The sequence below is a fragment of the Streptomyces sp. NC-S4 genome (assembly GCF_054353315.1).
In genome coordinates this window covers 4,322,052-4,346,603 of record NZ_CM135937.1, presented here as the reverse complement: position 1 = coordinate 4,346,603, position 24,552 = coordinate 4,322,052, and the positions used below count along the sequence as shown (strand labels likewise).

The 24,552-nt window shown below is 71.0% G+C and carries 23 protein-coding genes; 8 read left to right on the top strand and 15 right to left on the bottom strand.

All coding sequences use genetic code 11. The annotated features are described in order from the left end of the window. Nucleotides 1-8: 8 nt before the first annotated feature. Entirely contained in the window at nt 9-1,799 is a 1,791-nt protein-coding gene (locus ACXNSR_RS19385) for an SDR family oxidoreductase (RefSeq protein WP_458636820.1), read from the bottom strand. Then, nucleotides 1,796-2,665: a M24 family metallopeptidase gene (locus tag ACXNSR_RS19380; RefSeq protein ID WP_458636819.1), complete on the bottom strand. Its 870-nt coding sequence runs from the start codon at nt 2,663-2,665 to the stop codon at nt 1,796-1,798. The genes ACXNSR_RS19385 and ACXNSR_RS19380 overlap by 4 nt, the downstream gene beginning before the upstream one ends. A 217-nt stretch (nt 2,666-2,882) precedes the next feature. On the opposite strand from ACXNSR_RS19380, the gene ACXNSR_RS19375 reads away from it, so the two are divergent. From ACXNSR_RS19375 to ACXNSR_RS19355, 5 genes are all read left to right on the top strand, one after another. After that, nucleotides 2,883-3,872 carry an ABC transporter ATP-binding protein gene (locus ACXNSR_RS19375; protein WP_458636818.1) on the top strand — a complete coding sequence of 330 codons (990 nt, stop codon included), beginning with the start codon at nt 2,883-2,885 and terminating at the stop codon, nt 3,870-3,872. Next, nucleotides 3,862-4,749, top strand: coding sequence for an ABC transporter permease (locus tag ACXNSR_RS19370; RefSeq protein WP_458636817.1), 888 nt, complete (start codon nt 3,862-3,864; stop codon nt 4,747-4,749). Before ACXNSR_RS19375 ends, ACXNSR_RS19370 begins: the two co-directional genes overlap by 11 nt. Next, nucleotides 4,746-5,657 (top strand): ABC transporter ATP-binding protein, encoded by a 912-nt coding sequence (locus ACXNSR_RS19365; RefSeq protein WP_458636816.1) that lies wholly within the window; start codon nt 4,746-4,748, stop codon nt 5,655-5,657. The genes ACXNSR_RS19370 and ACXNSR_RS19365 overlap by 4 nt, the downstream gene beginning before the upstream one ends. A gap of 21 nt (nt 5,658-5,678) precedes the next feature. Next, on the top strand, nt 5,679-6,398 hold the full coding sequence (locus ACXNSR_RS19360) for an ABC transporter permease (RefSeq protein ID WP_453418428.1): 720 nt from the start codon (nt 5,679-5,681) through the stop codon (nt 6,396-6,398). A gap of 83 nt (nt 6,399-6,481) precedes the next feature. Next, the gene (locus ACXNSR_RS19355; protein ID WP_458636815.1) at nt 6,482-7,117 is read left to right on the top strand and encodes a rhomboid-like protein; all 636 of its coding nucleotides are present in this window, start codon (nt 6,482-6,484) and stop codon (nt 7,115-7,117) included. 7 nt (nt 7,118-7,124) lie between these two features. Here ACXNSR_RS19355 and ACXNSR_RS19350 read toward each other — a convergent pair whose 3' ends face one another. Together ACXNSR_RS19350 and ACXNSR_RS19345 are read right to left on the bottom strand one after the other, a co-directional pair. Further along, nucleotides 7,125-7,778 carry a response regulator gene (locus tag ACXNSR_RS19350; RefSeq protein ID WP_458636814.1) on the bottom strand — a complete coding sequence of 218 codons (654 nt, stop codon included), beginning with the start codon at nt 7,776-7,778 and terminating at the stop codon, nt 7,125-7,127. Between the two features lie 10 nt (nt 7,779-7,788). After that, the gene (locus ACXNSR_RS19345; RefSeq protein ID WP_458643213.1) at nt 7,789-8,784 is read right to left on the bottom strand and encodes a sensor histidine kinase; all 996 of its coding nucleotides are present in this window, start codon (nt 8,782-8,784) and stop codon (nt 7,789-7,791) included. Between the two features lie 163 nt (nt 8,785-8,947). Here ACXNSR_RS19345 and ACXNSR_RS19340 point away from each other — a divergent pair, with 163 nt between their 5' ends. Beyond that, entirely contained in the window at nt 8,948-9,490 is a 543-nt protein-coding gene (locus ACXNSR_RS19340) for a hypothetical protein (protein ID WP_458643212.1), read from the top strand. A gap of 138 nt (nt 9,491-9,628) precedes the next feature. Here ACXNSR_RS19340 and ACXNSR_RS19335 read toward each other — a convergent pair whose 3' ends face one another. The 9 genes from ACXNSR_RS19335 to ACXNSR_RS19295 all read right to left on the bottom strand — a co-directional run bounded on the left by ACXNSR_RS19335 (nt 9,629) and on the right by ACXNSR_RS19295 (nt 19,438). Next, nucleotides 9,629-10,441: an HAD family hydrolase gene (locus ACXNSR_RS19335; protein WP_458643211.1), complete on the bottom strand. Its 813-nt coding sequence runs from the start codon at nt 10,439-10,441 to the stop codon at nt 9,629-9,631. Continuing rightward, complete coding sequence (gene serS / locus ACXNSR_RS19330; protein WP_458643210.1) at nt 10,438-11,715, bottom strand: serine--tRNA ligase; 1,278 nt, start codon at nt 11,713-11,715, stop codon at nt 10,438-10,440. The genes ACXNSR_RS19335 and serS overlap by 4 nt, the downstream gene beginning before the upstream one ends. A 526-nt stretch (nt 11,716-12,241) precedes the next feature. Then, complete coding sequence (gene pheA / locus ACXNSR_RS19325) at nt 12,242-13,177, bottom strand: prephenate dehydratase (RefSeq protein ID WP_161290762.1); 936 nt, start codon at nt 13,175-13,177, stop codon at nt 12,242-12,244. Nucleotides 13,178-13,219: 42 nt separating this feature from the next. Beyond that, a complete protein-coding gene (gene efeB / locus ACXNSR_RS19320; protein ID WP_458643209.1) occupies nt 13,220-14,497 on the bottom strand; it encodes an iron uptake transporter deferrochelatase/peroxidase subunit in 1,278 nt (425 codons plus the stop codon). 5 nt (nt 14,498-14,502) lie between these two features. Then, a complete protein-coding gene (locus ACXNSR_RS19315; RefSeq protein ID WP_458643208.1) occupies nt 14,503-16,548 on the bottom strand; it encodes a copper resistance CopC/CopD family protein in 2,046 nt (681 codons plus the stop codon). A 22-nt stretch (nt 16,549-16,570) separates the two neighbouring features. Beyond that, nucleotides 16,571-17,050 carry a copper chaperone PCu(A)C gene (locus tag ACXNSR_RS19310; protein WP_458643207.1) on the bottom strand — a complete coding sequence of 160 codons (480 nt, stop codon included), beginning with the start codon at nt 17,048-17,050 and terminating at the stop codon, nt 16,571-16,573. Continuing rightward, the gene (locus tag ACXNSR_RS19305) at nt 17,047-17,700 is read right to left on the bottom strand and encodes an SCO family protein (RefSeq protein ID WP_458643206.1); all 654 of its coding nucleotides are present in this window, start codon (nt 17,698-17,700) and stop codon (nt 17,047-17,049) included. Before ACXNSR_RS19305 ends, ACXNSR_RS19310 begins: the two co-directional genes overlap by 4 nt. A gap of 69 nt (nt 17,701-17,769) precedes the next feature. Next, nucleotides 17,770-18,495, bottom strand: coding sequence for a YcnI family copper-binding membrane protein (locus ACXNSR_RS19300; protein ID WP_458643205.1), 726 nt, complete (start codon nt 18,493-18,495; stop codon nt 17,770-17,772). Nucleotides 18,496-18,604: 109 nt separating this feature from the next. After that, entirely contained in the window at nt 18,605-19,438 is an 834-nt protein-coding gene (locus tag ACXNSR_RS19295) for a hypothetical protein (RefSeq protein ID WP_458643204.1), read from the bottom strand. Between the two features lie 210 nt (nt 19,439-19,648). Between ACXNSR_RS19295 and ACXNSR_RS19290 the strand changes: the two genes are divergently transcribed. Then, a complete protein-coding gene (locus tag ACXNSR_RS19290) occupies nt 19,649-20,092 on the top strand; it encodes an ATP-binding protein (protein ID WP_458643203.1) in 444 nt (147 codons plus the stop codon). Nucleotides 20,093-20,164: 72 nt separating this feature from the next. On the opposite strand, the gene ACXNSR_RS19285 is transcribed toward ACXNSR_RS19290, so the two are convergent. Together ACXNSR_RS19285 and ACXNSR_RS19280 are read right to left on the bottom strand one after the other, a co-directional pair. Continuing rightward, nucleotides 20,165-21,631 (bottom strand): aminopeptidase P family protein, encoded by a 1,467-nt coding sequence (locus ACXNSR_RS19285; protein WP_458643202.1) that lies wholly within the window; start codon nt 21,629-21,631, stop codon nt 20,165-20,167. 119 nt (nt 21,632-21,750) lie between these two features. Next, nucleotides 21,751-23,307, bottom strand: coding sequence for a PP2C family protein-serine/threonine phosphatase (locus tag ACXNSR_RS19280; protein ID WP_458643201.1), 1,557 nt, complete (start codon nt 23,305-23,307; stop codon nt 21,751-21,753). A 397-nt stretch (nt 23,308-23,704) separates the two neighbouring features. Between ACXNSR_RS19280 and ACXNSR_RS19275 the strand changes: the two genes are divergently transcribed. Then, the gene (locus tag ACXNSR_RS19275) at nt 23,705-24,478 is read left to right on the top strand and encodes a bifunctional DNA primase/polymerase (protein WP_458643200.1); all 774 of its coding nucleotides are present in this window, start codon (nt 23,705-23,707) and stop codon (nt 24,476-24,478) included. Nucleotides 24,479-24,552: the final 74 nt, after the last annotated feature.

The following is a 24,552-nucleotide window of genomic DNA, read 5'->3' as shown; positions in this document are numbered from 1 at the left end:
GGACCCGCTCACAGCCTCGGCTCCAGTCTCGCGATGCGCCGCAGGGCGCGCGGGGCGAAGCGGGACATCCACAGCGCGCCCTTGGACTCCGGAGTCACCGGCACGACGGCCTCGTTGCGCACCACCGCCCGCAGGATCGCGTCGGCGACCTTCTCCGGCGGGAAGTTGCGCAGCCCGTACAGCCGCGAGGAGCGTTCCTGGCGGCGCTTCTCCTCGGCCTCGTCCACCCCGGCGAAGCGCGAGGTGGCGGTGATGTTGGTGTTGACGATGCCGGGGCAGATCGCGGAGACGCCGATCGACTTCGAGGCCAGTTCCGCGCGCAGGCACTCCGACAGCATCAGCACCGCGGCCTTCGAGGTGCTGTAGGCGGGCAGGGTCCTGGACGGCAGGTAGGCGGCGGCGGAGGCGGTGTTGACGATGTGCCCGCCCTGGCCGCGCTCGGCCATCTGCTTCCCGAAGATCCGGCAGCCGTGTATGACGCCCCACAGATTGACGTCCAGGACCTTCTTCCAGTCCTCGGCCGTGGTGTCGAGGAAGGCACCGGACAGGCCGATCCCGGCGTTGTTGACCAGGACGTCGACGATTCCGTACTCGGCTGCGACCTTCGCCGCGAGCTTCTCCATCGCCTGCTCGTCGCTGACGTCGACGCACTCGGCCCAGGCCTCGGCGGCGCCGACGAGCCGTGCCATGTCCGCCGTGCGCGCCGCGCCTTCCGCGTCGCGGTCGACGGCGACCACCCGGGCCCCGGCCTCGGCGAAGGCGAAGGCGGTGGCCCGGCCGATGCCGCTGGCCGCGCCGGTCACCAGGACCAGCTGGCCCGCGAAGCGGTCGGCGTACCGGCCCGGGGCCTTCTGCTCCGGCGCCCGTGTCGCGGGCTCCTCCCGGGCGGTGACGAACTCGGTGATCCAGGCGGCCAGCTGGTCGGGGCGGGTCCGGGGCACCCAGTGCTTGGCGGGCAGGGTACGCCGCAGCAGGTCCGGGGCCCACCGCTCCAGACCGTCGTAGAGCCGCTCGGACAGGAAGGCGTCCCCGGTCGGTGTGATCAGCTGCACCGGTACGTGGGCGTATGCGTCGGGGCGCGGCCGGCGCATGCGCGGCCGCACGTTGTCGCGGTAGAGCCAGGCTCCGTGTGCCGCGTCCGAAGGCAGTGAGGCCGTCGGATAGGAGCCGGCCGGCACCTTCTCGATGCGCTGGAGCATCGCGGGCCACCGCTTGCCGAGCGGCCCGCGCCAGGCGAGCTCGGGCAGCACGGGGGTGTGCAGCATGTAGACGTACCAGGACTTGGCGCCCTGGCCGAGGAGCTGTGCCGCCGCCCGCGGGGTGGGCCGCGTCATCCGCTTCTTGATCCAGTGTCCGAAGTGGTCGAGGGAGGGCCCCGACATCGAGGTGAAGGAGGCGATCCTGCCCTCGGTGCGGGCGACCGTGGCGAACTCCCAGCCCTGTACGGAGCCCCAGTCGTGGCCGACCAGGTGCACGGGCCGGTCCGGGCTGACCGCGTCCGCGACCGCCAGGAAGTCGTCGGTCAGCTTCTCCAGGGTGAAGCCGCCGCGCAGCGGCCGCGGCGCGGTGGAGCGCCCGTGGCCGCGTACGTCGTAGAGCACCACGTGGAAGCGCGTCGCGAGCCGCTCGGCGACCTCCGACCAGACCTCCTTGCTGTCCGGGTAGCCGTGCACCAGCAGTACCGTCGGCCGGCCCGTCTCACCGAGCTCGACGACGCACAGCTCGATCCCACCGGTGCTCACCCGGCGCTCGCGCGCACCCGCCAGGCCCACCGCGCCCACTCCGTCCATGTCGCTCATGCTGCCTTCTCCTCGTCCCAGCGCCGCACGTGCGGCAGATCGTCGTCCAGCCAGAACGCGCTCTCCTCGGGGTCCCGGGAGTCGGTGACGACCAGGATCTCCTCGAACTTCGCGCCGGTTCCCCGGAATCCGAGGTGTGGTTCCACCGCCCACAGGCCGGGCTGCGGCGGATGGTCGGAGAAGTGGTACGGGCTCCACAGCGGGGACCAGCCCTCACGGTGGCCGCGCAGGGCGTCGCTCGCCAGCCCCTTGAGGGACTGCGTGCCGAAGCCGAAGGCGGTCGGCGACCAGCGCCGCTCCTCCACCCGGTCGATCTTGTGCGCGATCACGCCGAAGGGATAGGCCCGGTGCCGGTTGGCGTACCCCTGCCGGGTCATCAGCCGTTCGACGTTCTCGTAGATCTCGCGCAGGGAACGGCCCTCGCGCACCTGCTCCAGGATCAGTACGCGGTGTGCCTGGAGATCGGCCATGAGCCGGTCCTGCACCGGATTGAGCCCGAGGCTGCCCGAGTAGCCGATGTCCGCCGCGTACCCCCTGTAGACCGGTGCCATGTCGAGGATGAACGGCATCCCCGGCTCCAGCTTCCGGTTGGTGGGGAAGAACTGCAGCGGGATCCTGAAGTTCGCGAAGGCGGTACGGTCCCCGAACCAGGCGAAGGGCAAGTGGAACCAGTCCCGTACCCCGCGCTCCCGCAGCCACTCGCGCTGCATCCGCGCGGCCTCGCGCTCGGTCGTCCCGGGCCTCAGCCGGGCCGCGACGGCCTCGGCGCACTCGTACGCGAGGCGCTGCACCTCTCTGAAGCCGCTCAGGTCGGCGGAGCGTCGTCCGGAGAGTCGCGAGGTGCGTTGCTTGGTGCCCCCAGCCATGTCAGCCCGTCCATCCGTGTAGCCGTACGCGCCCGTAAGTTGACACTGATGAATGTGACAATGACCGGAGATCACGTCAAGGGTCGTGCACGCACCTGTGGACAAAGTTGTCGGGTCCACATCAGCCTCCAGTACGGGCATGTACGCCTGAAGGCTGAGACGGGATCCAGCTCCAGGTCTGACGTTTCACGAGAGCCGCGCCACTAACGTCGAAGCCGTGACTGTCATCGCGACCGAAAGCCTGAGCAAGCGGTACCCCCGAGTGACCGCCCTCGACCGGCTCTCCCTGGACATCGGGCCTGGTGTGACCGGCCTCGTTGGTGCCAACGGAGCCGGCAAGTCCACGCTGATCAAGATCCTGCTGGGACTGTCCCCCGCCACCGAGGGCAGCGCCGCCGTGCTCGGCCTCGACGTCCACACGCATGGCAGCGCCATCCGTGAACGCGTCGGCTACATGCCCGAGCACGACTGCCTGCCACCCGACGTCTCGGCCACCGAGTTCGTCGTCCACATGGCGCGCATGTCCGGGCTGCCGCCGACCGCGGCCCGCGAGCGCACCGCCGACACTCTGCGCCACGTCGGGCTGTACGAGGAGCGCTACCGCCCCATCGGCGGCTACTCCACCGGCATGAAGCAGCGCGTCAAGCTCGCCCAGGCCCTCGTCCACGACCCCCAGCTCGTGCTCCTCGACGAGCCGACCAACGGTCTGGACCCGGTCGGCCGCGACGAGATGCTCGGCCTGATCCGCCGCATCTACACCGACTTCGGCATCTCCGTCCTGGTCACCTCCCACCTCCTCGGCGAGCTGGAGCGGACCTGCGACCACGTCGTCGTCGTCGACGGCGGCAAACTGCTGCGCTCCAGCTCCACCAGCGACTTCACCCAGATCACCACGACCCTCGCGGTCGAGGTCACCGACTCCGACACCCACCCGGACGGCACGGCCGCCCTGCGCAAGGCGCTCGCCGAAGCCGGTGTCACCCTGCACGCCGGAGAGGAGCAGGGCCTGCCCGGAGCCGGCCACATCCTCCTCGTCGAGGCCACCGGCGAGCAGACGTACGACACCGTCCGCGACACCGTCGCCGAACTGGGCATCGGCCTGGTCCGCATGGAACAGCGCCGTCACCACATCGCGGAGGTCTTCCGCGACAACGACCAGCCCTCGTACTCCGTCCAGCAGAAGGGAGCCGGTTCCGATGGCGCCTGACACCTCGACCCAGATCCACAACATCGGCTACCGGTCCTACGACGGACCCCGGCTCGGCCGCGCCTACGCCCGCAAGTCGCTGTTCTCGCAGTCGCTGCGGGGCGCCTACGGACTCGGCCGCTCCGCCAAGTCCAAGGTCCTCCCGATGCTCCTGTTCGCGGTGATGTGCGTGCCCGCGCTGATCATCGTCGCGGTGGCCATCGCGGTCCCCGGCTCCACCGACCTGCCGATCAAGTACACGACGTACGCCCTCACCACCCAGGTGATCATCGGCCTCTTCCTCGCGTCCCAGGCGCCGCAGTCGGTCTCGCGGGACCTGCGCTTCAAGACGGTGCCGCTCTACTTCTCGCGGCCCATCGAGCGCGTCGACTACGTCGTGGCCAAGTACGCGGCCATGGCCTCGGCCCTGTTCGTCCTCACCGCGACCCCGCTGCTGATCATGTGGATCGGGTCGCTCCTGGCGAAGTTCGATTTCGCCCACCAGACCAAGGGATTCGGGCAGGGACTCGTGTCGGTTCTGCTGCTGTCGCTGCTCTTCGCGGGCCTCGGCCTGGTGATGGCCGCGCTCACCCCGCGCCGCGGATTCGGCGTCGCCGCGATCATCGCGGTGCTCCTGATCCCGTTCGGCGCGGTGACCGCGGTCCAGGGGATCTCCTACAGCACCGGCAACACCGGACCGATCGAGTGGATGGGCCTGTTCTCCCCGATCACCCTGATCGACGGAGTGCAGACCGCCTTCCTCGGAGCCACCTCCGCCTTCCCCGGCGGCGAGGGCCCCTCGGCCGGCGCCGGCGTCGTCTACCTGCTCGTCGCCCTCGGCCTCATCGTCGGCTCCTACGCCGCCCTGATGGCCCGCTACCGGAAGGCCGGGCTGTGACCACCATCCACATCGACCACACCTCCCGCTGGTTCGGGAACGTCGTCGCCGTCAACGACGTGACGATGAACATCGGACCCGGTGTCACCGGGCTCCTGGGTCCCAACGGCGCCGGAAAGTCCACCCTCATCAACATGATGGGCGGCTTCCTCGCCCCCTCCACGGGCACCGTCACCCTCGACGGCGCACCGATCTGGCAGAACGAGCAGGTCTACAAGCAGATCGGCGTCGTGCCCGAGCGCGAGGCCATGTACGACTTCCTCACGGGCCGGGAGTTCGTCGTCGCCAACGCCGAACTCCACGGCCTCGACGACGCGGCCGCCCAGCGGGCGCTCGCCACCGTCGAGATGGAGTACGCCCAGGACCGCAAGATCTCCACCTACTCCAAGGGCATGCGCCAGCGAGTGAAGATGGCCTCGGCCCTCGTCCACGACCCGGCCGTCCTGCTCCTCGACGAGCCCTTCAACGGCATGGACCCGCGCCAGCGCATGCAGCTCATGGACCTGCTGCGGCGGATGGGCGACGAGGGACGCACCGTCCTGTTCTCCTCCCACATCCTGGAGGAGGTCGAGCAGCTCGCCTCGCACATCGAGGTGGTCGTGGCCGGCCGGCACGCCGCCTCCGGCGACTTCCGCAAGATCCGCCGCCTGATGACGGACCGCCCGCACCGCTACGTCATCCGCTCCTCCGACGACCGGGCGCTCGCCGCGGCCCTGATCGCCGACCCCTCCACCGCCGGCATCGAGGTCGACCACAAGGAAGGCGCGCTGCGCATCCAGGCCGTCGACTTCGGCCGCTTCACCGAGCTGCTGCCCCGCGTGGCCCGGGCGCACGGCATCCGGCTGCTGACGGTCTCGCCCTCCGACGAGTCCCTCGAGTCGGTCTTCTCCTACCTCGTCGCGGCCTGAAAGGAGCTGGCACCCATGTACGTGTACGAACCCACCGTTGCCCGGCTCACCTACCGGGCCCTGCTCGGCCGGCGCCGCGCGCTGATCCTCTTCGCGCTGCCCGCCCTGCTGATCGTCATCGCCCTCGTCGTCCGTGCCTTCGTCGGAGTGGACGACAAGGTCGCGGCCGACCTCCTCGGGGGCTTCGCCCTCGCCACCATGGTTCCGCTGATCGGTGTCATCGCCGGCACCGGAGCCATCGGGCCCGAGATCGACGACGGCTCCATCGTCTACCTGCTGGCCAAGCCGGTGAAGCGCCCGAAGATCATCATGACCAAGCTGATCGTGGCGATCGCCGTCACGATGGTCTTCTCCGCGATCCCCACCCTGATCGCCGGCTTCATCCTCAACGGCAACGGCCAGCAGATCGCCGTCGCCTACACGATCGCCGCGCTCGTGGCCTCGATCGCCTACAGCGCGCTGTTCCTGCTGCTCGGCACCGTCAGCCGGCACGCGGTCGTCTTCGGTCTGGTCTACGCCCTGATCTGGGAGTCGCTCTTCGGCAGCCTGGTCTCCGGGGCCAAGACCCTCAGCGTCCAGCAGTGGGCCCTGTCCGTCGCCGAGAAGGTCGCCGGGGACGGATACGTCGATGCCACCGTCGGCCTTCCCACCGCCGTGATCCTGCTCTGCGCGGTCACCGTCGGCGCCACCGTCTATGCGGGCCAGAAGCTCCGCCGCCTCACCCTGGCCGGCGAGGAGTAGGTCCCGCCGCGGCGCACGTGAACCTGTGCCCCGCCCGGCCCATCGGCCGGGCGGGGCACAGGTTCACGCGGCATCATCGGTGCATGGTCGTGCACACCGAGCCGGAGCCGTCCAGGCCACTGCGGTCCTGGATACGCTCCTCGCCCGGAACGCACGTCTGGCTGCTGATCATCGCCGTCACCAGCATCATCGTCGCGATCGCACCCGACCGGGTCGACAGCGTCCTCCTCCACCGCAACAGCAGCAACATCAACCAGCTCGTCAAATACCCCGTCCGGGCACTCGTCAGCAGCGCCTTCTGGATCGCGAACCCGGCCTCCCTCGCCCTGTACGCCGTGCTCTTCGAGCTGTTCCACGCCCCCGTCGAACGCTGGCTCGGCACCCTTCGCTGGCTCCTGATCGTCGCGACCGCCCACATCGTCGCCACCCTGGTCAGCCAGAAGATCCTCCTGATGGCCATCCAGGACCACCGGGCCCCGCACAGCATGACCCACGTCGTCGACATCGGCGTCAGCTACGGGCTCGCGGCCTCCATCGGCGTCCTCACCTACCGGCTCCCCGGGCCCTGGAGATGGTTCTACCTGGCCGGAGCGGTCACCTTCTTCGGGGTGCCGCTCATCACCGGCGGCACCTTCACGGACCTCGGCCACGCCATCGCGCTCTCCGTCGGCCTGCTCGCCTGGCCGCTCACCCGCAACGTTGTTTCACGTGAAACATGACGAGGATCTAGCCCTCGGCCTCCGGATCCGCCGTGGCGATGCCGTGCTCCCAGGCCCAGGCCGCGATTCCCACCCGATTGCGGGACCCCAGTTTGGCCTGGACGTTCGCGATGTGTGTCTTGGCCGTTCCCGCGCTGATGAACAGTTCCGCGCCGATCTCGGCGTTGGTGAGCCCACGCGCCACCAGGCGCACGATGTCCACCTCCCGCTCCGTCAGCGGATGCGCCGCGGGCCGGGCGACCGGACCCGCCTGCGTGAGCCGGCCGAGCAGCCGCACCGTGATCTGCGGACTGATGAGCGTGTCCCCCGCCATCGCCGCCCGTACCCCCTCGATCAGCAGCGTCGGCCCGGACCGCTTCAACAGAAAGCCACAGGCCCCGTTGCGCAGCGCGGTGTGCACGTATTCGTCGAGATCGAAGGTGGTCACCACCACCACCCGCGTCTGCGGCGCCAGCAGCCGGGTCACCTCCAGCCCGTCGAGCCTCGGCATCCGGATGTCCGCCAGCACCACATCGGGCCGCAGTTCCCGCGCCAGTGCCACCGCGCTCTCCCCGTCCGCGGCCTCCCCCACCACGGTCATGTCCGGCTGTGAATCGAGGATGAGGCGGAAACCGCTGCGGATGTCCTCTTGGTCATCGGCTATCAGGATGCGTGTGGTCACGCCGCCATGATCACCCGAGGGTGTGCTCCCGCGCCGGGAAGACGGCGTGAACCCGCCACCCGCCATCGGCGCTCGCGCCGGCCCGCAGCGTCCCGCCCGCCGCCTCCACCCTGCCGCGCAGACCCGCCAGCCCGGTTCCGCTCCGCCGCCGCAGTCCCAGTCCGCGCAGTCCGCCCGCGCCCCGGGCCGGCGCGGAGTTGGCCACGCTCAGCTCGATCCCCTCCGTGACCCGGTGCAGGCGCACTCGTACGACCGCCGCTCCGGGCGCGTGCCGGCGTACGTTCGTCAGCGCTTCCACGGCCACCCGGTAGGCGGTGGTGTCCGCCTCCCGTGACAACTCCCGGGCCGCCGCCGGGTCGGCCTCCAGCACCCCGCCCTCGAACCGCTCCACCAGCTCCGGCAGCTCCGAGGTCCCCGGCACCGAGGCGGACCGCGCACCGGCCGCCTCCCGCAGCGCGTGGACCGTCCGGTCCATCGAGGCGAGTGCGCCGAGCCCCGCCGCCTCGATCCGCTCCAGCGCACGGACCGCCTGCTCGGGGTCCTTGTCCGCCACGAACCTGGCCGCCTGGGCCTGCACCACGATGGCGCTCACGTCGTGCGCCACGAAGTCGTGCAGATCCCGGGCCAGTTCCAGCTGCTGGTCGCGCCGGCTGTCCCGGACGGCCCGGCGCATCCGGCTCGCCTGACGACGCAGATATCCTCCGGCCGCCAGGGCCCCGAGCGCGGGCGCCGCCCAGAACGCCGCCGCCCCGCAGGCCTCCAGCCACGACGCCGTCCCCCACATCAGCGGTACCGGCCACACCGCGACGGCCGTCACGCCCAGCGAGGCCGCGACCGTCCCCGAACGTACCGGGGACCAGCGGGCGACCAGAGCCAGCAGCGGCAGCAGCAGTCCCACCCAGATCAGCAGCCAGGCCGGGGGCGCACCCAGGAACACCGCGAGGAGGCCGACGCCGCCGGCCAGGGCGAGCAACGGGGCGTACGCGGCACGAAGACTGACGGTCATGAACCGACCCTACGAGCGCACCCCGGAGTCCGGCCATCTGCCGATCGGCAGAGCGGCAGCGACGTGCCCCGACCACAGGCCTGCTGATCGGCGGATGGTTGCGAAGGTCTCGTCCGACCAGGCTTGAGCCATCAACCGGCAGCTCCCGAAGAGGACTTGGCAGATGACATCCAGCAGCGTCCCCCGCGCCTCGAACACCGTGCCCGGAGTCTCCCCGTGGCTTCGCCGGCTTGCGGGGCTGACCTCGCTGACCGTGCTTCCCAGTTGCCTGTGGCGGCTGGCGGTCGCGGTCGGCATTCCCATGGGCTGGGGTCCGGGCAGCGATCTGCACCACTCGTACTACCCGGGTTCCGGGTCGCTGGTCCTCGTCTTCGTCTGCGTCCTGCAGGAGTGCCTGGCCCTGCTGAGCCTCGGTATGGTCCAGCGCTGGGGCGAGCAGGTGCCCGGCTGGATCCCCGTGCTGGGCGGACGCCGGATCCACCCCCTGGTGGCGGTGGTTCCCGCCACGCTGGGCGCGATCGCGCTCACCGGCATCACGGTCCTGGGCGCGTGGACCTGGAGCGACGTCAACGCCGCGAATCCCGATGCGCCCACCGGGCTCGCCCTGCGGATCTTCGACCTGACCTACGCACCGCTGCTGCTCTGGGGTCCGCTGCTGGGCATCCTCACCGCCGCCTACTGGCGCCGCCGCCGGATCCACGGTTGATGCTCGGAAATTCGCTGGTAAGGGACCTGCGCCCGGTGCAGAGTGAGTCGTGCGGGGAGCAACAAAAAGGTCCGGGGCAGCCACTTCGAGCGCGCCTTGCGGCGCGGGCTGTCCCGGACCTCTCCTACGTCACACGCGCTATGCGGCGCCCAGCAGACGCTCCAGCACCACCGCGATGCCGTCCTCCTCGTTGGAGGTCGTCACCTCGTCGGCCACGGCCTTGAGCTCGGCATGGGCATTGGCCATCGCGACCCCGTGCGCGGCCCAGCCGAACATCGGGATGTCGTTGGGCATGTCACCAAAGGCGATCGTCTCCGCCGCCTTCGCTCCCAGCCGGCGCGCGGCCAGCGACAGGCCCGTGGCCTTGGTCAGCCCCAGCGGCAGGATCTCGACGATGCCGGGACCCGCCATGACGATGTCGACCAGGCTGCCCACGGTCTCCCGGGCCACCTTGACGAGCGCGTCGTCGTCCAGCTCCGGGTGCTGGATGTAGAGCTTGTTCAGCGGAGCCGCCCAGAGGGCCTTCGCGTCCTCCAGGTGGAGGGCCGGGAGACCTTCCTGTGCCCGGTACCCCGGCCCGAACAGGACCTCGCCGTCCACCCCGTCCCGGCTGGCCGCCAGGGCCAGCGGGCCGACCTCGGCCTCCAGCTTCGACAGCGCCAGACCGGCCAGCTGCCGGTCCAGCGTCACCGAGGTCAGCAGCCGGTGCGCACCGGCGTCGTAGACCTGCGCACCCTGCCCGCAGACCGCGATCCCCTTGTAGCCGAGATCGTCCAGTACGTGCCGGGTCCAGGGCACGGCCCGACCCGTGACGATGATGTGCGCCGCGCCCGCCGCGGTGGCCGCGACGAGCGCTTCACGGGTGCGTTCCGAGACGGTGTCGTCGCCACGCAGCAGCGTGCCGTCGAGATCCGTCGCGACGAGCTTGTACGGGAACGGGGCCGGGCTCACTTGGTGATCGGCTCCAGGACCTCGCGGCCGCCGAGGTAGGGACGGAGCACCTGGGGCACCCGTACCGAACCGTCGGCCTGCTGGTGGTTCTCGAGGATCGCGACGATCGTGCGCGGTACCGCGCACAGCGTGCCGTTCAGCGTCGACAGCGGCTGGGTCTTCTTGCCGTCGCGGTAGCGGATCGACAGGCGGCGGGCCTGGAAGCTGTCGCAGTTCGAGGCGGAGGTCAGCTCGCGGTACTTGCCCTGGGTGGGGATCCACGCCTCGCAGTCGAACTTGCGCGAGGCGGAGGCGCCCAGATCACCGGTGGCGACGTCGATCACCTGGAACGGCAGCTCCAGGCTGGTCAGCCACTGCTTCTCCCATTCCAGGAGCCGCTGGTGCTCGGCCTCGGCGTCCTCCGGTGCGACGTACGAGAACATCTCGACCTTGTCGAACTGGTGGACGCGGAAGATGCCCCGGGTGTCCTTGCCGTACGTACCGGCCTCGCGGCGGAAGCACGGGGAGAAGCCGGCGTACCGCAGCGGCAGCTTGTCGCCCTCGATGATCTCGTCCATGTGGTACGCGGCGAGGGGGACCTCGGAGGTGCCGACCAGGTAGTAGTCGTCCTTCTCCAGGTGGTACACGTTCTCGGCGGCCTGGCCGAGGAAGCCGGTGCCCTCCATGGCGCGCGGGCGGACCAGCGCGGGGGTCAGCATCGGGATGAAGCCGGCCTCGGTGGCCTGGGCGATGGCCGCGTTGACCAGTGCCAGCTCCAGCAGGGCGCCCACACCGGTCAGGTAGTAGAAGCGCGAGCCGGAGACCTTGGCGCCGCGCTCGACGTCGATGCCGCCCAGCAGTTCGCCGAGCTCCAGGTGGTCCTTGGGCTCGAAGCCCTCGGCGGCGAAGTCCCGGATGGTGCCGTGCGTCTCCAGGACGGTGAAGTCCTCCTCGCCGCCCACGGGTACGTCCTCGTGGACGATGTTGCCGAGCTGGAGGAGAAGCTGCTTGGCGGCTTCGTCGGCCTCGTTCTGCTCGGCCTCGGCGGCCTTGACGTCCTGCTTGAGCTGCTCGGCCTTCTTCAGCAGCTCGGCCCGCTCCTCGGGAGAGGCCTTGGGGATGAGCTTGCCGAGGGACTTCTGCTCATTGCGCAGTTCGTCGAAGCGCATGCCGGAGGACCTGCGGCGCTCGTCGGCGGAGAGCAGTGCGTCGACGAGTTCGACGTCCTCTCCACGGGCGCGCTGCGAGGCGCGGACACGGTCAGGGTCTTCACGGAGCAGCCGGAGGTCAATCACCCCTCCAGGCTACCGGGCTGGGCTTCCTGGGATCACACCGATATCACGCTGCGTGTCGCTATGTCCTAATTGCAACGAATGAATAAGTCTCGCCGACTGACCGGAAGTGACCCTTGCCGGGGTGTCAATAAAAGCGGTCCCATTCCCCGAAAAGGGGCAGAATGCCGGTCGGCGGGCGGGCGCTGAGCAGGGCCGGAGGGGCTTCTTGTCCACAGGAATTGCCGTGGCCGGCATCTTATCCACAGGCTGTGTGCCGTCTCTGTGGACACAGGAATAGATCATTCCTGATCGGTGGGCGGCCGGGGCGAATCAGGGTTCAAACCGCCCTCACACACTCATTCGGGTGGGAATGACTCGCCCCAAAGAGTTGATCGGCGATGCGGGGGTGACACCGTTCACCTCCCGCTCCCCAGAGCGAAACCTGAGACTCCCGGGCGATTTGTCGACCTTGTCGTGCCGTTCTGTCGACTTGTCCCCAGGTCCCCATCTCTGCCTGTGGATAACTCTGTGGACAGTGGACGACGCCCTACGCACGCCCGTCGAGGCAACGCCCCAGCCAGTCGGAGGCGGCCGTGAAGTCACTGTCGGAGGTCCCGGGCCGAGGAGCCCGGACATCACTCTGAGCGACACCGGCCCGTGGGTAGGACCCGAGGAAGCGGACCTGGGGGCAGGTCCGCTTGAGGCCCATGAGCGCCTCGCTGACGCGCCGGTCGGAGATGTGGCCCTCGGCATCGACGGCGAAGCAGTAGTTGCCGATCCCCTGTCCGGTGGGACGGGACTGGATCAGCATCAGGTTGACCCCGCGGACCGCGAACTCCTGGAGGAGTTCCAGCAGCGCACCCGGGTGGTCGTCGCCGAGCCACAGGACGACGGAGGTCTTGTCCGCCCCGGTCGGCGCGGCCGGCCGGGCGGGGCGTCCCACCAGGACGAACCGGGTCTCGGCGTTCTCCGCGTCGTGGATCTCGGTCACCAGCGGGACGAGCCCGTAGGTGGCGGCGGCGAACTCGCCGGCGAAGGCGGCGTCGAAGCGGCCCTCCTGGACCAGCCGGGCTCCGTCGGCGTTGGAGGCGGCCGACTCCCACACCGCGTCGGGCAGGTTCGCCCGCAGCCAGTTGCGCACCTGCGGCTGGGCGACCGGGTGCCCGGTGACGGTCTTGACGTCCGACAGGGCGGTCCCCGGTCGCACGAGCAGCGCGAAGGTGATGGGCAGCAGCACCTCGCGGTAGATCATCAGCGGTTCGCCCGAGGCCAGCTCGTCGAGGGTGGCGGTGACCCCGCCCTCCACCGAGTTCTCGATCGGGACGAGGGCAGCGGCCGCCTCGCCGTTGCGCACGGCGTCCAGGGCGGCCGGGACCGACACCATCGGGACGAGTTCCCGGGTCGCGGCTTCCGGCAGGGTGCGCAGGGCGGCCTCGGTGAAGGTGCCCTCGGGACCGAGATACGTGAAGCGGGTGGCTGACATGCGATCAGCCTAATGCCGGGGTGCTGCCCACCGGGTTGCTGTTCATCCTTCGAGCAGCCGCTGACCCACGTACTCGCCACTGCGGGGCCCGGGCGGAACCGCGTACAGGCCACTGGACTCGTGCCGGATGAACGCCGACAGTGCGTCGCCGCGGTCGAGCTTGCGCTGTACGGGTACGAATCCGCGCAACGGATCGGCCTGCCAGCAGACGAAGAGGAGCCCGGCGTCGGGAGCGCCGTCAGGGCCGATCCCGTCGTGGAAGGAGAAGGGCCGCCGCAGCATGGCGGCACCGCCGTTCTGCTCCGGGGCGGAGATCCGGGCGTGCGCGTTGGACGGGATGACGGGCTTGCCGTCGGCCCCGATCTTGTCGAGCTCCATCTCCGTGGTCTCGCCGCCGCCTGTCAGCGGGGCGCCGGTGGCCTTGGTCCGGCCGATGACCTGCTCCTGCTGGGCGAGCGACTGCTTGTCCCAGTCGTCGAGGAGCATGCGGATGCGCCGGACGACGGCGTACGAGCCCCCGGCCATCCAGGCGTGCTCGGCGGGTCCGGGGCCCGCGTCGGGCACGAAGATCCGCTTGTCGAAGTCGGGCTCCGAGGGCTTCGGGTTGCCGGTGCCGTCCACCTGGCCCATCAGGTTGCGGGCGGTCATCGGGGTCCTGGTGGCGCCGGGAGACCGGTTGAAACCGTTCATCTGCCAGCGGATGCGGGCGGCCTCCCCGGCGTCCTTCTGCAGCGCACGCAGGGCATGGAAGGCGACGAGGCCGTCGTCCGCGCCGATCTGGACCCACAGGTCGCCGTTGCTGCGCTGGGCGTCGAGCCGGTCCGAGGAGAAGTCCGGGAGCGGGTCGAGGGCGGCGGGGCGGCGGGCGGTGAGGCCGGTGCGCTCGAAGAAGGAGTGGCCGAAGCCGAAGGTGACCGTGAGGGAGGACGGACCGGCGTCCAGGGCGATCCCCGTGTCGGAGGCCGAGGACGGCTCGCCCGCCATCAGCCGCCGGGCGGTGTCGGACCAGCGCCGCAGCAGCGCGGCGGCCTCCGTGCGGCCCGCCCCGGCGGTGAGGTCGAAGGCGACGAGGTGTCCCTTCGCCTGCAGCGGGGTGGTGATGCCGGCCTGGTGGCCTCCGTGGAAGGCCACCTGGGTGGCGCCCAGGGAGGCCGGACCGCCGGCCGCGCCGGGGGAGGAGCCGTTTCCGGAGTCGTCCAGCGCGGAATGCGCCAGGGCGCCGCCCGTGGCTCCGAGGGCGATACCGACGGCGCCTGCGGCGCCGACGGTACCCAGCAGCCTGCGCCGGGAGATCTGGATGTCGGGGTTGCTCTCGGTCACGCTGGTCAGCCGATCTTCACGGTCTTCTGGACGGTGGTCTGGTCGATGTCGGAGGTACGGACGGTCACGTCGATGCGCCACTCACCGGCGAGCGGCAGCTGGACGCCGGAGGCGGTCCAGTGTCCGGGGGCCGCCTGCTCGGGGACGAGCGGCAGCGGGCCGATGTCCTTGGCGGGAAGGGTGAAGGCGACCTTGATCTCGGGGAGGTCGAAGGGGGCGCCGTCGGCGGAGTCCGCCCAGAGGTGCAGCGTGTTCGCCCCGACCCGTCCCGGGTCGAGTTCGAGCCGGACGGAGCCCTTGCCGTTCGGGCCGCCGGTGTCGAAGGGCAAGGTGATCTTGACAGCCCGGTCGGGGACGGCGGTGGCCGTGGAACCGCGGCCCGACTCCCGCTCCACGGTTCGCCCGGGCTCGGTGCTGGTGAGCACGGTGGTGACGGCGAGCAGGATCACGGCGATGGCCGCCTCGGCGAGGACGGAACGGCGCAGGCCGGCGCGGTCAGGGTCCGCGTCCCGCACGCGCTTCTCCAGCGCGCTCTCGCGTGCGGCACGCTGCCGGGCGAGCTGGGCGGCGCGCTGCGGATCCGCGGGAACGGGAGCGGGCACCGGCTCTGTTTCACGTGAAACACCAGTGTCTTCCGAGACGGTGCCGGAGCGCGTTTCACGTGAAACATCCTCCGGGGTCTGCCCGACGGAGCCGGCGACGGCTGCGGCGGTCGCGGACTCCGCGGAGGCATCGGCGAGCCGCGCGGTCCACTTGCGGGACACGTAGGCGATGCCGAGGAGGACGGCGACCAGGCCGACCTTCAGGAGCAGCAGCTGCCCGTAGTCGGTTCCGGTGAGGGCGGACCAGCTGCCGAGCTGGCGCCAGGACTGGTAGACACCGGTGACGGCGAGCACCACGACGCTGACGAAGGCGACCCGGGAGAAGCGCTGGACGGCCGCGCGCTCGATCCCGGGGACCTTGTGTAGGGCGACGAGCAGCGCGGCGAGACCGCCGAGCCAGGTCGCGACCGCCATCAGGTGCAGGATGTCGGCGGGCATGGCGATACCGGGCTGGATCCCGGTGGAGGCATGCTCCGAGAGGGCCCAGGTGGCGGCGATGCCGCCGGCCACGACGGCGCCGCCGATGGCCAGCCCGAAGGTGAGATCGCTGGTGTCGTCCGGAATCCCGGCCTGGCCGGACCCGTCCGCCTCCCCCTCGGCCCGGTCGGCGTCATCGGGTTCCAGGCCCGCCACACGGCGCGCGTAGACGCCGAAGAGGACCGCGACGAACAGGGCGGCCGCGCCCAGCAGGAGCAGCCTGGAGACGAGCGAGGCGCCGGTCTTGGTCTGCAGGACGGCCCGGAGCCCGTCGAGATCGAAGACGTCGGAGAAGTCGCCGGACCCCGTGTACGGGGTCCGCAGCACCAGCATGGCGAGGGTGGCGGCGGTCAGGGTGACCCAGGCGCGCACGACGAGCTTCTGGAACGGCCGTTCGGCGGCACCCCTGCGCCAGCACAGCAGGATGAAGGCGGCCCCGCCCACGAGGACGGTGAACCCGGCGTAGGCGGCGTAGCGGGCGATCCCGTACGCGATACCCACGGGCCCGCCGCCCGCCTGTGCGGTGGGCAGGGTGACATCGGTGGCCGAGGGCGCGCCGATGGAGAAGGTGAAGGCGCCGGAGATCGGATGGCTGTCGGCCGAGACGGCCTGCCAGGCGACGGTATAGGTGCCGTTCGGCAGTCCGGTGTGCAGTGCGGTGCCGTAGCGGACGGTGTTCCCGCTGCACATGTCGCGCAGTTCACCGGTGTCCACGCGTCTGCCCTGGGGGTCGAGCACGCGGACCGAGTCGTCCCCCATGGCGACCTGCTCCGAGAAGGAGAGCGTGACCTGGGCGGGCGCCGTGGCGACCACCGCCCCGTCCTTGGGGTCGCTCGCGGTGAGTGCGGCGTGCGCCGTGGCCGGTGAGGCCGCGGTGAACAGGGTTGCCAGCAGGGCTGCGAGGACCAGCGCGAGCCGCGGCAGCAATGCCGTGGCGCGAGCCGTGGAGGGGGCGGGGGCGGTGGCCGTCATGGCGGGTCAGCTCCTCGGTCCGTCAGTGGTGGTTGCCGGACGCAGCTGTCGGAGTCTGGGCGTTGTAGGTCCGGTCCTTCACGTCCAGCTCGACCTTGACCGGAGCGGCCTTCTCGAAACGGAGCTCGACGGTGACCTTCTCGCCGACCTTGGGAGTGCTCTTGAGCCCCATGAACATGATGTGGTTGCCGCCGCGCTCCAGCCGGAGCTCGCCGTTCGCCGGCACGTCCATCGACTGGACCTGCTGCATCTTCTGGTCCTTGGTCTCGTGGATCTGGAGATCGTCGGAGAGCGAGGAGGTGACGCCGGTGAGCTTGTCGGCGGTCCCGGAGCCGTTCTTGATGACCATGAACCCGCCGGCCATCTTGTCGTTCACGGGCTGGGGCATGAACGCGCCGCTCACGGTCATCTTCGGCTCGGCCTTCCCGGCACAGCCGGATATGGCGAGCGCTGCCGTCAGGGAGAGGGCGGCGGCGAGAGTGCGGGTGGTGCGGGCGTTCACGGGTTCTCCCCCTTGATGAGCTTCGGCAGGTCCTTGGTGTAGTCGTCGACGGTGGTGCTCTCGCCGTAGAGGACGTACCCCTCGTCGGTCTTGGGCGAGAACGCGATGACCTGCGCGCCGTGCATGGAGACGACCTTGCCGTCGGCCCCCTTCGTGGCGGCCTCGATGCCGATGCCGAGCGTGCGTGCGGCGGCCTGGATGGTCGCGAAGTCCCCGGTGAGTCCGATGAAGGACGGGTCCTGCGACTTGAGCCACGCGCCGAGGGACTCGGGAGTGTCCCTCTCGGGGTCGGTGGTGACGAAGACGACCCGGAGGTTGTCCTGGTCGGCCTTGGGGAGTGCCTTCTTGGCGACGGCGATGTTGCTCATCGTCAGCGGGCACACGTCGGGGCAGTTGGTGTACCCGAAGTAGATGAGGGTCGGCTTGCCCTTGGTCTGCTCACGCAGGTTCCACGGGTTGCCGGTGGTGTCCGTGAGGACGAGTTCCGGCTTGGTGAAGGGGCGGTCCAGGAGGGTCGAGGCCTTGGTGTTGTTCTGACCGCCGGAGATCTGGGTGACTCCGCCGGTCTTGGCGGGCTCGCCGCCGCAGGCGGTGAGGGTGAGTGCGGCCGCCGCGAGCAGCGCGGCGACCGTCACACGTGTGGTGCGCATGAAGAAATGTCCCTGGGATCGGGGATGCTACGGACGTTTGGGAACGACAGCGCCCATGGGCGCGGCGGATCAGGCGGAGCGGCGGCGCGAGGCGATGCCGAAGGCGACACCGCCGAGTCCGACGACGATGCCGGCGATGCCGAGGACGCGCGCGGTGGTGTCGGAGCCGTGCTCGGCGGCGGCCTCGTCGTGGCCGTGCTCGGCGGCCTTGTCGGCGTTCTTCGGCTCGTCGGCCTTCGCACCGCTGCCGTGGTGGTCGTCGCCCTTGGGGGCGGTCAGCTTCAGGACGGGCGCGGGGTTCTGCGGCTCCGCGGCGCCCTCCTTGGCCTCCTCGATCCAGCGGACGACCTCGCCGTTGTCGTACGTCTGGATGGACTTGAAGACCATCTGGTCGGCGCTCTCGGGCAGCTTGCCCACGGAGAGCGGGAACTGCTGGAACTTCCCGGGCTCGATCTTGCCGCCGGACCAGGTCACCTTGGTGACGGCCTTGGTGATCTGCTTGCCGTGCACGGTCAGCGGCGTGGCGAGGTCGCTCGTCTCGACCTTCACGGTCCAGCCGGGGACGTCCTGCGGCATCACGGAGCTGAGCGGCTGGTCGGTCGGGAAGTTGACCTCCAGCTGGGTGGTCGACGCGTTGTCCCGCTCGTTGGGGACCTTGAAGTTGATCGTCGCGTAGCCGCCCTTGGCCGCCTCGCCCGCGGGCTGCACGCCGACGTGGGCGAAGGCGGGGCCCGAGAGGACGAGGACGGAACCGGCGGCGATGGCGGCGGCGATGGAGACGCGAGAGGTCTTCATGGCAGGAACACTCCACGGAAGCAGTGGTGGCGGTGGCTCCGCGCACGGGCGCGCGCGGAGTTCGCGGCACCGGTATCCCGCTCTGTGTCCGGGAAGGAAGGGTGCCGCGTCAGGCTGCGAGGGCGAGTGCCACGGGTGGTCCGCGCCGGATCACCGTGTGCTGGAGTGCTTCCCGCCCTGTGCGGGGAGCGGGGTCGGAACCGGTCCGCGGGCCCTGCGGGGTACGGGTGGCCGAGCCCGGGAGCCCGGCGCCGAGGGCGCGTACGAAGGCCAGCGCGGCGCGCAGCGGACGGATCGGGGCGGCTTCGGCGGAGCGACGGGACAGCTCGACCAGCCGGAAGAGCGCGGCGTCGCCGCGGCCGAGCAGCCAGCCCGCGGCGAGTGCCGCCAGCAGGTGCCCGGCCAGCATGGCCGGGCTGAACAGGCCGGTCGCGGGCGCCGAGGTGACGGCCTGGGCCACGTGCGCGTGCGCGCCGTGCCCCTGAGCCACGACCTGACCGGCCTGTGACGCCTGCTCGGCCAGGGCGGCCGGGTCCAGGCCCGCGGCCTCCAGGATCCGCCGGGCGTCGGCCGGGCTGAGCGGTACGGAGTCGTCCCCGCACACCAGCCGCGCGGCGAGCTCGGAGAGCGAGGCGTCGGCGGAGCCGGCCGGTGCCTGCGCCGCCGCGGCGCTGTGCTGGCCGAGGCCGAACATCGCGTGCAGGCCGAGTTGTCCGGCGGCGAGCCCGGCGGCGATGCCGGGCAGTGACCGCCGACGGCCCGCGAGCGGGGCGGCGACCGCGAAGACGGCGAGGAAGCCGAGACAGAGGGACCACCAGGGCACGGTGGCGCAGGACGCCAGTGCGTGTCCGGTCGCGGACAGCACGACACAGACCGCGGTGAACACCGCGGCCCGGATCAGCCGGAGGCCGGCTCCGGCGTGCGTCGCATGGGGGTCAGACATGGCCGGGCCATCATCGCACTGCGCTTAGGCCCTTCATACGGCAGGTCCGGAAGGTCCGTATGAGTCCTCTGTGCGAGGACCGTCCGGACCCGCCCCGGACGGCCGCGTACACCGCTCCCCGGGCGGGCCGCATCGGCCGGACGGGCGTATTGAGGTCTCGGACGGCCGCAGGGCGCTTACGTCCCCTCGCGGGCGGCAATAGGTAACCGTATGAGCATCTGGTGGTCTCTCCACTTGAGGCGCGAAGCCGCGAGCGTGCCGCTCGCCAGGCGACTGCTGCTGGGGACGATGGAGACCGCGGGGGTGGACCCGGACATCTCCTTCGATCTCTCGGTGGCGCTGAGCGAGGCGTGTGCGAACGCGGTGGAGCACGGCGGGGGTGGCGAAATCCCGGACGATACCGAGGCGTACCACGTCACGGCCTATCTGGACGGGGACTGCTGCCGCATCGAGGTGACCGATTCCGGTCCCGGGTTCCCGCCCGCGACGGTGGGCCGCCGCAGACCCTCCCTGGCCGAACACGGCCGGGGCCTGCACCTGATCGCCGAACTCGCCGACCACGTCCGCTTCCGCAACCGGCCGGGCCGCGGCGCGGTGGTGAGCTTCGACAAGATCCTCAAGTGGCGCGACGACGCGCTGCTGAAGGTCTCCTAGGCGTTCCCGGGAACGCCGATGGGCGGGACCCCGTGCAAGGAATCCCGCCCACCGATACGCGACGTGCAGGCGTCAGCCCTTCAGGCGCGCCATCCAGGCCTCGACGTCGGCCGAGGCGCGTGGCAGCCCGGCGGACAGGTTCCGGTTGCCGTCCTCCGTGACGAGGATGTCGTCCTCGATCCGGACGCCGATGCCGCGGTATTCCTCGGGCACGGTCAGGTCGTCGGCCTGGAAGTACAGACCCGGCTCCACGGTCAGGCACATGCCCGGCTCCAGCGTGCCGTCGACGTAGGCCTCGGTGCGCGCGGCGGCGCAGTCGTGGACGTCCATGCCGAGCATGTGGCCGGTGCCGTGCAGGGTCCAGCGGCGCTGCAGGCCCAGCTCCAGGACGCGCTCGACCGGGCCCTCCAGCAGGCCCCACTCGACGAGCTTCTCGGCCAGCACGTGCTGGGAGGCGTCGTGGAAGTCGCGGAACTTCGCGCCCGGCTTCACCGCGGCGATGCCGGCTTCCTGGGACTCGTAAACCGCGTCGTAGATCTTGCGCTGGATGTCGGTGTACGTGCCGTTGATCGGCAGCGTGCGCGTGACGTCCGCGGTGTAGAGGGAGTGGGTCTCCACACCGGCGTCGAGCAGCAGCAGGTCGCCGGAGCGGACGTCGCCGTCGTTGCGGACCCAGTGCAGGGTGCAGGCGTGCGGGCCGGCGGCGCAGATGGAGCCGTAGCCGACGTCGTTGCCCTCGACCCGGGCGCGCAGGAAGAAGGTGCCCTCGATGTAGCGCTCGGACGTGGCCTCGGCCTTGTCCAGGACCTTCACGACGTCCTCGAAGCCGCGGACGGTGGAGTCGACGGCCTTCTGCAGCTCGCCGATCTCGAACGCGTCCTTCACGGCGCGGGCCTCGGAGAGGTAGACGCGCAGTTCCTCGTCGCGCTCCTTGGTCACCTTGTCGGTGAGGGCGGACTCGATCACCGCGTCGTGGCCGCGCACGGCGCGGACCGGGCCCTCGGCCTCGGTGAGGGACTCGGCGAGCTTGCGGACGTCCTGCGCGGGGATGCCCAGGAGCTGCTCGGCCTCGGCGAGGGAGTGCCGGCGGCCGACCCACAGCTCGCCCTGCCCGGACAGCCAGAACTCGCCGTTCTCCCGGTCGGAACGCGGCAGCAGGTAGATCGTCGCGGTGTGACCGGTCGCCCCGCTGGGTTCCAGGACCAGGACGCCGTTCTCGGTCTGGTCGCCGGTGAGGTACGCGTACTCGGTCGAGGCCCGGAAGGGGTACTCGGTGTCGTTCGAGCGGGTCTTCAGACGGCCCGCGGGGATGACGAGGCGCTCGCCCGGGAAGCGCCGGGACAGCGCGTCGCGGCGGGCGAGGGTGTGGGCGGCCTGGGCGATGGGCTCCAGACCGTGCAGCTCGGTGTCGGCCCAGCCGCCGCGCATGTTCTCCGCGAGTTCGTCGCTGACGCCCGGGTACAGACCGTTCTTGCGCTGCTTGTGCGTCTTCTTGGGCTGCTCTTCTTCCGGGGTCTCCGGGGTGAGCTCGTCAGCCACGTCTTCTCCTCAGCTACGACGGTACGGACCTGGGTGTGGACCGCATCCATCGTATGCGTGTGCGTAGAGAGCCGTTCCGAATCGTGGAATCCGTCACGATTCGGAACGGGCTCCGCGCCTCATTCGAACCGGGCCGCGAGCAGCACGATGTCCTCGGGGGCCTCGGTCGGCTCCCCGCCGGGCAGCACGGTCCGCAGGATGTGTTCGCAGAGGGCCGCCGGGTCCTCACGGACGCCGCGGGGGACCCCCGCGGCCGCGGCGTGCAGCCGGGCGTAGGCCCGGTCCATCGGGTCGCCGGTGTGGTGCAGCAGCCCGTCGGTGTAGAGAAGCACCGTTTCTCCGGGTGCAGGTTCGATCTCCACGCTCGGCGCCTCCCAGCAGGACAGCATGCCCAGGGGCGCGGAGAGCGAGGTTTCCACGTACTCGGTGCGGTCCTCGCCGATCAGCAGCGGCGGGGTGTGCCCGGCACCGGCCAGGATGATCTTGTTGCCCTGGCTGCCGGACTGCGGCCCCCCGGCGGGCTCGCAGTAGGCGAAGAGCGCGGTGGCGGCGCGGGCGGGCTCGGTGAGGCGCAGCAGCAGCTCCAGGTCGGAGAGGACCGCTACGGGGTCCTCGCCCTCCATGACGGCGTAGGCACGCAGCGAGGCGCGCAGCCGCCCCATCGCGGCGACGGCGCTCGGGCCGGATCCGGTGACGGAGCCGACGGCCAGCCCCAGGGCGCCCTCGGGCAGCGGCAGCGCGTCGTACCAGTCGCCCCCGCCGAGGGGCCCCGTGTGGTGGCGGGCCGCGAGCTGGACCCCGGGGATCCGGGGGAGCCGGCTCGGCAGCAGTTCCTCGGAGACGGTGGCCAGGTGCGAGCGGGAGCGCTCCACCTCCAGCATCCGGGCCAGGTGCTCGGCGGCGTGCCGCACGTACAGGCCGGCGAGGTCGCGCTGGCGGTCGCTCGGCTCGGCCTGCTCGTCGTAGAGCCAGACGGCCGCCCCGAGCCGGCCGGTGGCCTCGGCGGTGAGGGGGAGCGCGTAGCTCGCGGCGTAGCCGAGCCGGGCGGCGACCTCACGGTGGCGGGGGTCCACGGGGGCGGCGAAACCCCCGGCTCCGGCGGGCGCGCCCGGTTCGGGAAGGAAATCGGAACCGCCCTGGGCGTCGGGCAGACCGTCGAGGATCCGCCCGTAGGAGGTGGCGCTGCGCGGCACGGTCTCGATGTGGCCGAGCTCCGCGTGGCCGAGCCCGAGGCCGATCGTGCTGGTCGGGCCGAGTCCGTCGGAGGGTTCCAGGACGACCAGGCCGCGGCGGGCGCCGACCAGCGCGGCTCCGGCGCGCAGGAATTCGCGCAGCGAGGTGTCGAGGTCAGTGGCGCGGGCGATGCGCTCGGTGAGCTCGTGCAGGGTGGTGAGGTCCGAGACCATGCCCGCCAGCCGGTCCTGGATGACACTGCCCGTGCCGCCGGGCGGAGGGGCCGGTGCGGGGGTGGTCCGGGCGGGCGCGGGCGCCGCAGTGTGCGGCGACGCGGTTGCTGCTGGATCGATTCCAGCCACTTTCGGCAGATGCGGGGCGCTCATGGCGTCCGCCTTTCCACCTGGTGCGATTCGCCGAATAGCATCGCAAACCCCCAGATCGTGCTGCGCCGCCATCAAGGAATCCACATCTACACGCACACATGGATGCATGTCCAGCATTGCCCAGGTGGGAATCCTGGTGTCCGTGGGACCGCAACTCACTGTCGAGCCAAGGCTAGAACTTGGCCGGAAAAAGCTGGAAGCGATCGGTTTTTGCGATCGACTGAGCGGGCTCCGCAGGGGCCTCGGGTACGTACTCGGTGATGCACGAGGCCAGTTGGCGCCGCCGGGAACCACCCAGTGCGGGCCGTCGTCCTTAGCGGCGGCCGCCGGTCTCGGTGGCCGGCGCGGGTCGCACTCCACCCCCGCGGGACGTTTGATGGACCTGTAAGAAGACTGCACGAACCGTGCGAACCTGCCTCTGGCGGACAGTGACGCGAAACCTGTACGTGTGGTGAGACACCGGTTGCACGGTGTGATGTGGCCCTCGGCGTTCAACGGAAAGGAACGAGCGCACATGCGCGAGATCCTCGGAAGGCGTCTCCAGCGGCTCCGCGATCGCTTTCAATCCCTGCGCCCCGACCCGGAACAGAGCGGTGGCCCGGCAGCTCTCCTCGACGCGGCGCTCGTCTGCGCCACCACCTGGCAGTGGCCCGTCCTGCCCGGCGTCGGCCGGTCCGGCACCGACGGCAAGCGATGCGCCTGCCCCGACCCCGACTGCGCCGTCCCCGGCGCGCATCCCTTCGATCCCGGACTGCTCGCCGCCACGACCGACCCCCGGATGGTGACCTGGTGGTGGACCAACCGGCCCGCCGCCCCCGTCCTGATGGCCACCGGCGGGACCGCCCCGTGCGCGGTGAGCCTGCCGGCCGGCGCGGCCGCGCGCGCTCTCGTACGGCTGGACGCGCAAGGCATGCGGCTCGGTCCGGTCGTGGCCACGCCCACCCGCTGGGCGCTGCTGGTGGCGCCCTACTCGCTGGAGCGGCTCGGCGAACTCCTGTACGCGAAGGACCATGTGCCCTCCTCCCTGCGCTTCCACGGCGAGGGCGGATACCTGTTGCTGCCGCCGTCCGCCGCGTCCAGCGGTGGGCAGGTGCGCTGGGAACGGGAGCCCCGGGCGCAGTCGGCGGCGCAGCGGCCGCGGGCACGGTCGGCGCCTGCACAGGCGCAGTTGTCGCCTGTGCAGGCGCGGCCGGGAAACCTCTGGCTGCCCGAGATCGAGGCGGTCGTGGACGCGCTGGTCGAGGCCAGCAGCGGTGCGTCGGGCGGCGGCAGCAGGCTCGCGTACTGACCTGCCGGGCCTGTGAGGATCACTCGTACGGGTGTCTGCGGGACGAGTTTCCAAGGGAATTGGGCGCGGGGATC

Bases quoted from the DNA above. Each gene is read 5' to 3' on its own strand.
- ACXNSR_RS19385 (WP_458636820.1), bottom strand. From the start codon at position 1,799: ATGAGCGACATGGACGGAGTGGGCGCGGTGGGCCTGGCGGGTGCGCGC.
- ACXNSR_RS19380 (WP_458636819.1), bottom strand. From the start codon at position 2,665: ATGGCTGGGGGCACCAAGCAACGCACCTCGCGACTCTCCGGACGACGC.
- ACXNSR_RS19370 (WP_458636817.1), top strand. From the start codon at position 3,862: ATGGCGCCTGACACCTCGACCCAGATCCACAACATCGGCTACCGGTCC.
- ACXNSR_RS19355 (WP_458636815.1), top strand. From the start codon at position 6,482: ATGGTCGTGCACACCGAGCCGGAGCCGTCCAGGCCACTGCGGTCCTGG.
- ACXNSR_RS19345 (WP_458643213.1), bottom strand. From the start codon at position 8,784: ATGACCGTCAGTCTTCGTGCCGCGTACGCCCCGTTGCTCGCCCTGGCC.
- ACXNSR_RS19340 (WP_458643212.1), top strand. From the start codon at position 8,948: ATGACATCCAGCAGCGTCCCCCGCGCCTCGAACACCGTGCCCGGAGTC.
- pheA (WP_161290762.1), bottom strand. From the start codon at position 13,177: ATGTCAGCCACCCGCTTCACGTATCTCGGTCCCGAGGGCACCTTCACC.
- ACXNSR_RS19315 (WP_458643208.1), bottom strand. From the start codon at position 16,548: ATGACGGCCACCGCCCCCGCCCCCTCCACGGCTCGCGCCACGGCATTG.
- ACXNSR_RS19305 (WP_458643206.1), bottom strand. From the start codon at position 17,700: ATGCGCACCACACGTGTGACGGTCGCCGCGCTGCTCGCGGCGGCCGCA.
- ACXNSR_RS19300 (WP_458643205.1), bottom strand. From the start codon at position 18,495: ATGAAGACCTCTCGCGTCTCCATCGCCGCCGCCATCGCCGCCGGTTCC.
- ACXNSR_RS19295 (WP_458643204.1), bottom strand. From the start codon at position 19,438: ATGTCTGACCCCCATGCGACGCACGCCGGAGCCGGCCTCCGGCTGATC.
- ACXNSR_RS19290 (WP_458643203.1), top strand. From the start codon at position 19,649: ATGAGCATCTGGTGGTCTCTCCACTTGAGGCGCGAAGCCGCGAGCGTG.
- ACXNSR_RS19280 (WP_458643201.1), bottom strand. From the start codon at position 23,307: ATGCTGGACATGCATCCATGTGTGCGTGTAGATGTGGATTCCTTGATG.
- ACXNSR_RS19275 (WP_458643200.1), top strand. From the start codon at position 23,705: ATGCGCGAGATCCTCGGAAGGCGTCTCCAGCGGCTCCGCGATCGCTTT.